Annotated in this window: 2 protein-coding genes; both read right to left on the minus strand. The window is 77.1% G+C overall.

The annotated features are described in order from the left end of the window. Nucleotides 1–1,170 (minus strand): YafY family protein (locus I6A60_RS38795; protein WP_238437152.1); only part of this gene is annotated, 1,170 nt, incomplete at its 3' end. Nucleotides 1,171–1,631: 461 nt separating this feature from the next. Beyond that, nucleotides 1,632–2,300, minus strand: a complete 669-nt coding sequence (locus I6A60_RS38800) for an FKBP-type peptidyl-prolyl cis-trans isomerase (protein ID WP_203017210.1) — start codon at nucleotides 2,298–2,300, stop codon at nucleotides 1,632–1,634. Nucleotides 2,301–2,948 lie beyond the last annotated feature (648 nt).

A 2,948-nucleotide genomic window follows, 5' to 3' on the forward strand; every position in this document is an offset into this window, starting at 1 on the left:
GGGGGGGCCCCGGGCCGCGGCGCCCCCGGGCGCGCCCCCCGCGGGGGCCGCGACCGGGCCGTCGCCGACCAGCCCGCCGAGGTCGAGCGCGGCCGGGGCCGTGCCGGCCGCCGGGCCCTCGCCGGCGACGGCGGACAACCGGCGCACGACCTCGGCGCGCAGGTCCGGCGGGCCGAGCACCACGACGTCGGCGCCGTAGCCGGCGACCCAGCGGGCCATCCGCTCCGGGTCGACGAAGCCGATCCGGAGCACGTCCATGTCCGAGCCGGCCCCCGGCCGTCCGTCGCCCGCGGCGAGACCGGCGGCGGGGGTCACGCCACCCCCCGCGGCCGCGTCCGCCCCGTCGGCCGGGAGCGGGCGGCCGCGGCGGCGCAGCGCGTGGCCCGCCCCGACCCGGACCGCCAGCGTCGCCGTACGCACCCGGTCCGGGCTCGACGAGGTCGACATCGTGACCATCGACCGCAGGTCCACCCCGGCCGGCACCGTCACCGCGCCCGCCGGCCCGACGGGCCGCACCGGGCCGGCGACCCGCGACAGCCGGAACACCCGCGGCGCGCCCCGGCGCCGGTCGTGGCCGGCCAGATACCAGCGGCCGCGCCAGGACAGCACCCCCCACGGCTCGACCAGCCGGTCGGCCGCCTCCGGCTCCCCCGGCTTCCGGTACGGGAACCGGATCGCCCGGCGCTCCTGCAACGCCGCCAGGCAGGGCTCGAACGCCGGCTCGGCCGCGTCGACCCGCGGCTCCAGCCCGTCCAGGCCGAACAGCTCCGCCGGCCCGGGGCCGGGGGCCGTCCCGTCACCGGTGGCACGGGTCCCCAGGCCCGGGCTGGTCGCCGCACCGCCCGCCGACAGCTTGCGCAACGCGCTCGCCGCCGGGGCCGCGAGCGACGCCGTCGACCACAGCCGGGCCGCCAGCGCGAGGGCCGCCGCCTCGTCCGGGCTCAGGCGGATCTCCGGCAGCGCGTAGTCGTCGCGGCGAATCCGGTAGCCGACCTCGTCGCCGTACCCGTCCTGGCCGGTCTCGAGCGGGATGCCCAGGTCACGCAGGTACTGCTTGTCGCGCTCGAACATCCGGCGGAACGCCTCGTGGGCGTCGTCGTCATGCCCCGGCTCGTAGCCGTCGACCATGTCCCCGATCTCGGACACGGTGAGGAAGCGCGATGTCGCCATGAGGCACATCGTCAGATTGAGCAGCCGCTCCAGCCGTCGCCGGGACACACCCAGTGAGGGTATCGGTTGGGCGGAAGAAGGGCGCTAGCGCGCCCGCTTCCGCCCAACCGGGCCGAGCCCCTAGGGGGCCCGGCCCGGCCTGGAGCGAGGGGGACGTGGATGTCGGGGGCTGGCGCCGGTCCAGTGTCAGGACCGTGGCTGGGTACAGACCGTCCCTGGTACGGACCGTGGCTGGGTTCCGTATGTCGGCCGCGGACGGTGAGACGCCCGCCGGCCGGGTCCATCGGGGGCCAGTGCCGCCGCCGGCGGCTTCGCCCGGCTCGCCGCCTCCATGATCGGTGGTTCGGCCCTCGGGTGGTCGTTGTCGCTGCCTGTTCACGACCACGGGAGGGCGAAAACGGCGATCAAGACGACGGGCGGGCTCTGGCGGACGGCACTGCGGACGGCACTGGCGGGCGGGACTAGCCGTTGGCCGCGGCCGTGCTGGTGGGGGTGGCAGTGGTGGGAGCGGTCGCGGTGGCGCTGGCGGTCACGTCCAGCAGGTCGACGACGAACACGATCGTGTCGTCGGCCTTGATCGAGCCCTGGCCGCCCTGCGGGCCGTAGCCGAGCGCCGGCGGGATGACGATCTCGCGGCGGCCGCCGACCCGCATGCCCGCCACGGCGTCACTCACGCTGCCCGCGATGCCCTGGGCGAACCCGGGGATGACCTGGTCGAGGGGGAACGTCGCCGGCTGGCCGCCAGTCCAGGAGGCGTCGAACGTCTTCCCGGTGTTCCAAAGCACGCCTACATAGTTGACCGTCACCGTGGCCGACGAGGTCGCCGGGGTGCCGGTCCCGGCCACCAGGTCCTTCACGACGAGCTTGGTCGGGGGCAGGCCCTGGCCCGCGCCGACGGCCGGCTGGACGGTCAGGTTCGTCGGGTTGCCGACCACCGGCAGCACGGTCGCCGGCACAACGGCCACCGTCGGCGACGGCACCGGCGCCGCGGCCGTGCCGTCGGGAGCGGTGTTCGAGCTACATCCCGCGGCCGCGGCGGCGAGCAGCACCACAGTCGCCGCCGACGCGGCGAAGGCCATCCGCGCGCGCGCACCGCGGCCGCCGGCGGGCACGGACGGAAGCAGGGACACGGGACGAAGACTCCTGGTCACGGGCACGGAGGTCCTTTGGGGGAAGGCGACAGGATGGAACGTCCGGGCCGCGACGGGGTTGTGGCTGGCTCGACGAGGTCGACCCGGCCGGGCCTCGAGCGGGCCGGCCCGGAACGCACGGCGACGATCAGCACGCATCCTCGCAGAACGACCGGCCGCCGGACGCCACCGCCCGCACCGCCCCGCGCCACCCCCGGACAACATTCGCCCCCCTCACCCACAAGCCCATACCCACCCGCCCGGCGCCGGGCGGGTGGGGCAGCAGGCCCGCCGAGCCGCCGGGCGACGGCTTGATCGCCGTCTTGGCCCTCGGGTGGTCGTAGTCCGGCCCCGTGGACAACCACCCGAGGGCCGAAACAGCGATCAAACAACCACCAGCAGGGCGCTCAGCGCCCGTCGGACCGTGGCCGAGACCCGCGCACCCCACGCGACCCGTGGTCCCGACCATGGACCGCGACCAACCACCGTCATCCACACCAACCACGATCCAGCGTGAGACGGGCGCTCAGCGCCCGTCAGACGGCGGGCCGGGGGGGGGGGGGCCCCCCCCGGGCCCCCCCCCCCGCCCCCCCCCCCCCCCCCCCCCCCCCCCCCCCCCCCCCCCCCCCCCCCCCCCCCCCCCCCCGC

The organism is Frankia sp. AgB1.9 (genome assembly GCF_016786355.1).
In the GTDB taxonomy this organism is placed as follows: Bacteria; Actinomycetota; Actinomycetes; order Frankiales; family Frankiaceae; genus Pseudofrankia.